2 protein-coding genes and 1 pseudogene are annotated in these 5,012 nt (G+C 65.4%); 2 read left to right on the forward strand and 1 reads right to left on the reverse strand.

The window, feature by feature from the left end; genetic code table 11:
* Window positions 1–598 (reverse strand): annotated as a pseudogene (locus H7290_RS02265) (Fe-S cluster assembly protein SufB); the annotation flags it as partial.
* Between the two features lie 316 nt (window positions 599–914).
* Between H7290_RS02265 and metE the strand changes: the two are divergent.
* Window positions 915–3,266 (forward strand): 5-methyltetrahydropteroyltriglutamate--homocysteine S-methyltransferase, encoded by a 2,352-nt coding sequence (gene metE, locus H7290_RS02270; protein WP_290512395.1) that lies wholly within the window; start codon window positions 915–917, stop codon window positions 3,264–3,266.
* A gap of 541 nt (window positions 3,267–3,807) precedes the next feature.
* The gene (locus H7290_RS02275) at window positions 3,808–4,035 is read left to right on the forward strand and encodes a hypothetical protein (protein WP_290512396.1); all 228 of its coding nucleotides are present in this window, start codon (window positions 3,808–3,810) and stop codon (window positions 4,033–4,035) included.
* Window positions 4,036–5,012 lie beyond the last annotated feature (977 nt).

Genomic DNA, 5,012 nt, shown 5'->3' on the forward strand with positions numbered 1-5,012 from the left:
AGAAAGAGCCGTCGGTGAACACCGCCGCGTTCAGGCAGGCGAAGAAGTTGTCCTTGTACGGGACCACCGAGCCGAGGTATTGACGCACCAGATCCGGGTGGTTCTGAACAGCCTCGGAGAAGGAGCAGAAGATGACGCCGACGTCGGCCAGCTTCTTCTTGAAAGTCGTGGCAACCGAGACCGAGTCGACGATCGCGTCCACCGCCACACCACTGAGACGCTCTTGCTCACCCAGTGAGATGCCGAGCTTCTCGAACATCTCCCGCACCTCGGGGTCGACCTCGTCCATGCTCGCCAGCTTCTTCTTCGGCTTGGGCGCGGCGTAGTAGATGATGTCCTGATAGTCGATCGGACCGTAGGCGACGTGCTGCCAGGTGGGCTCAGCAAGAGTGATCCAGTGCCGGTAGGCGCGAAGTCGCCACTCCAACAGCCAGTCCGGCTCATTCTTCTTTGCCGAGATCAGCGCGATGACGTCCTCGTTGAGCCCCTTGGGGACGACGTCGGTATCGAGGTCGGTGACGAACCCGTACCGGTACTCCTGGTTCGCCAGGTCACGAACCTCTTCAGAGATACCAGTCGTGGTTGCGGGTGCACTCATCTTCGTCTCCATGTCAGGCGGTGTCAGGCAATGTGTCGCTCAGCGCTCCAGCGGCGGCACGGTGGCCGCGGTGAGTGGACCAACCGCCGAGATCGCCTGTCGGACCCAGTCACTCGTGCGCGCACCGACAGGTTTCGATGCAGGACGGAGCCCGTTCGCACGGTCGAAAACGCGGTAGTCGGTGAATAACACAACATAAGTGTGACGTAATTCGCCCCCTCGACCTAATCGAGTCTCACAGCCCGGTAAGGTCTGCCTTACTTCATATGCGGCAGGACTTTACGACCTGCACGCAACCCCACGAAAGGGAACAAGGATGACGCACCTCACCGCAGGACCCGCCTTCCCGACGGGCACGATCCTCGGCTATCCGCGGATCGGCCGGCGTCGTGAGCTGAAGAAGGCCGTCGAGGAGTTCTGGGCCGGATCGATCACGGCGGACGAGCTCGAGACGCGTGCGGGCGAACTGCGAGCGGCCACGCGTGAGCGCCTCGCCTCGCTCGGTCTCGGTCGCACGGATTCCTCGATCCCGGAGAGCTTCAGCTACTACGACCAGGTCCTGGATGCCGCGGTTACCCTCGGCGCCGTCCCCTCTCGGTTCGCGTCAGTGGTCGATGCGAACGGTCGGGTCGACCTCGCCGGCTACTTCACGCTGGCGCGCGGTGAGGGAGACCACGCGCCGCTGGAGATGACCAAGTGGTTCGACTCGAACTATCACTACCTTGTGCCGGAGATCGGCCCGGAGACGGTATTCCGACTCGCCGGCGATCGCCTCGTCCAGGAGTTCGAGGAGGCCAAGGCCGCCGGATTCCTCACCCGCCCGGTGATCGTCGGCCCGGTCACGTTCCTGCTGCTGAGCAAGGCAACCGATGAGGCACCCCAGGCTTTCCGCCCCCTGAGCCGCGTGACCGACGTCGTCGCGGTCTATGGCGAGCTCCTCGCGCGCCTGGCCGCGGCGGGCGCGCAGTGGGTTCAGCTGGACGAGCCAGCCCTCGTCACCGAAAGCCTGGCGGACCAGCGCAAGCACGTACTCACGGCGGTCGAAGCTGCCTACGCGACACTGGGCGGCGCCTCCGATCGTCCGCAGCTCTTCGTCGCCGCACCGTACGGCAGCCTGGATGACGCACTGCCCATTCTCGCGGCGTCGCCCGTCGAAGCCATCGGGTTCGACCTCGTTCGCGGGACGACTCCTACCGGGCTCGACGAACCGACCAGGCGGGCGCTGGCAACCAAGACCATCGTCGGCGGTGTGGTCGACGGCCACAACGTCTGGCGCGGCGACCTCGGAGCGGCCTTCGACGTGCTCAACGAGCTGCATGCGCTCACGCCCCGGATCGCTGTCTCAACGTCGACCTCGCTGCTGCACCTGCCCCATGACGTCGACGACGAACCGCTCCTGCCCGACGCCATGACGAGCTGGCTGGCCTTCGCAGACCAGAAGGTCGGGCAGGTCGCCACTCTCGCTACAGGACTTACTGAGGGGCATGAGGCGATCCACGGGGAGCTGAGTGCGGCCTCTGCTGCTCTGGCGGGACGCCGGTCCGCTCCGGGCGTGCAAGATGGCGACGTACGGGCACGCGCCGAGGCCCTGACTGCAGGGGACTTCTCCCGTGGCGCGTATGCGGATCGCCTCCCCGCGCAGGAGGCTGCTCTTGACCTGCCCCTCCTGCCCACGACGACCATCGGCTCTTTCCCGCAGACCGGCGACATCCGTCGAAGCCGTGCACAGCTGGCCCGCCACGTCCTGAGCGAGGCCGAGTACGTCGACCTCATGCAGGCCGAGGTCAAGCGCGTTGTCGACCTGCAGGAGTCGATCGGCCTGGACGTCATCGTGCACGGCGAGCCCGAACGCAACGACATGGTGCAGTACTTTGCCGAGCATCTGGACGGCTTCGCCGTCACCAAGAACGGCTGGGTGCAGTCCTACGGAACCCGGTGCACGCGTCCGTCGATCCTCTGGGGTGACGTGTCGCGGCCCCAGCCGATCACCGTCGACTGGTCCAAGTATGCGCAGAGCCTGACCGCCAAGCCAGTCAAGGGCATGCTGACGGGCCCCGTGACGATTCTCGCCTGGTCGTTCGTTCGCGATGACCAGCCACTCGGCGAGACGGCGCGCCAGGTCGCGCTCGCCCTGCGTGACGAGATTGCGGACCTCGAGACCGCGGGCATCCGCATCGTGCAGGTGGACGAGCCCGCCCTGCGCGAGCTGCTGCCGCTCAAGCGGAAAGACCACGCAGACTACCTGGACTGGTCTGTCGGCTCGTTCCGCCTGGCCACCTCGGGTGTGCGCGACAAGACGCAGATCCACACGCACCTGTGCTATTCGGAGTTCGGCGTCGTCATCGATGCGATCCGCAACCTGGACGCCGACGTCACAAGCATCGAGGCCGCCCGCTCACGCATGGACGTCATCGCAGACCTTCGGGCGAGTGGCTTCGACCACGGCATCGGCCCGGGCGTCTACGACATCCACTCGCCGCGCGTGCCAAGCGTCGCCGAAGTCACCAGGCTCCTGGACACGGCGCTCGCGTCGATCCCGGCACGCCAGCTCTGGGTCAACCCGGACTGCGGTTTGAAGACCCGCGGCTACGCCGAGACCCTCGCATCGCTTCAGAACATTCTTGCCGCCACGCGCGCCGTCCGCGAAAGGCTCGCGCCGTCCGCCTGACGAGGCTCTCCCGACATCGAGGCGAGGCATCCTCATCGGCGTGGCACGGCGCGCAGGTTCGAGCGGGCGGCTGTCGAAGGGGTCATCCGCTATGGATGATGCCGATGGACGGTGGACGGCACGGCGTTGTCGGTACAAACCAAGAATTTCCTCGCGCTCCGGCTCAGCGACTACTCTCCGAGGCTTCGGAGTCCGCCTTGAGCCGACCCCTTGGCACGGCGCACCCTGGTGCCGTGCTCATGCGCGATGTACGCCACGGACGTCAGCGGCTCGCCCTTCATTGGATGCGTCGTGCTTCGACGAGAAGGCCCTCAAAGCCGGGTAGTGCGCGTCCTGCAGTCGTTGTCTCGCCAGACCAGTCAACGCACTTGTGGTGCGATCCGATGAGCCCGCCCAACATCCGCATCTGCTTGATCCGCGCGAGTGGACGACATGCGTCTTTTTAGCCGCGAGGCGGGCGAGGGCCCTCAGGAATTTGTTTGCCGGTACCTGATGACCGCCAGCTCTGTGGGACCGGCAAAGAATGGGGAATCATGGCGTCATGGACTTCCCCCAGATTTGGCCGCACCTCAGCACCTCCAGCCACTCATGGCTGATGGAGCACAACGGGGAGCCTCTCCCGGACGATCTCATCGCCGAAATCCTCAGCGTCACGGGAGGCGAACAGAGCGCTCAGTGGTGGACTGGTTCCTCCGTGGAGGGGGAGACACAGCTCACCGACGAGGTGGTGGACTGGATCGAGACCGTCGCCAACGACGACCAGAACTGATCCACGCTCTAACTATCCAGCGGCAGCCCACGCGGCGACCGCGGTAGCGCGCTCACACCGCGCTCGTTCAAGCGAGACACGGCCAGTCGCGTCACACCGCCGCCAAGGACCGCACCTTCAAGACCGTCCGTCCGAATCTCAGAATCGCCAGCGGGACTGTTCCGATCCGCAGACGGCCGTCGTTGTGAATCACCGGGACCGTCCCGGCTGACGATCGGTAACCGGTCACGGTTGGTTCCAGGAACAGCTCGCCCGGCCGCAGCAGTTTGCTGGTTTCGCATTAAGCACCCGGCCGACGGAGTTGTGTTGTTCAGTCCTTGGCAGTTGCGATGCGTCAGCGCTCCCAGCCCTGAGGACGCGCGTGGAGCTCATGGGCACGTGGTTCAAGATAAGCAGGGCCGGCGCACCGCCGCTGCGGCTGTGCGCAAGAGGGTCTGATGGCGCAGCTCACCTGGTTCCAAACGGACACCGGCGTGCGTGTTGTCGATCTCAACGCCACCCCCGACGGCGCCGGCATGTACCAGTCGGCCGGATTCAGTGCGTCGGCGTTCCCCAGCTGCTCAGTTTCGCCCTCATAGGAGAAGAAATTCGCAGCTAAGGTACCTGCCGCCAGTTGCTAGGGAGCCTTCGCGGCATCTGGCGCCCAGCGAGTGCTGCAATCTGGCCACCTTCGTACGCAGCGGCGCTCGCCGGCCTCGCCGTCTCAACGGCCTGGACGGTTTTGCAAGGCTTGGGCGCCGGCGGCCCAGTGGTGTTGGGCCTGATGGATGCGCTCACAACAGGGCCGATCAGGCCGTTGTCGCGTGCGCGTACTAGCACTCAAGGGGCGATGACGAGGCAGTCCAGGACCCGGTCTTGGGCCCCGGGGTGCTTTCGACGCTGCGCTCGCGGCAGCGGTCGACGGACTCAAGGGCACAGATTGCAAAAACGTTCTTGCCGCCCTGTGGAGAATGATGACAACGCAGGCACGGGCCGCT

The organism is Aeromicrobium sp. (assembly GCF_014378035.1).
Taxonomy (GTDB): Bacteria; Actinomycetota; Actinomycetes; order Propionibacteriales; family Nocardioidaceae; genus Aeromicrobium.

Coding starts and splice junctions, on each gene's coding strand:
- H7290_RS02275 (WP_290512396.1), top strand. CDS start 3,808: ATGGACTTCCCCCAGATTTGGCCGCACCTCAGCACCTCCAGCCACTCA.
- metE (WP_290512395.1), top strand. CDS start 915: ATGACGCACCTCACCGCAGGACCCGCCTTCCCGACGGGCACGATCCTC.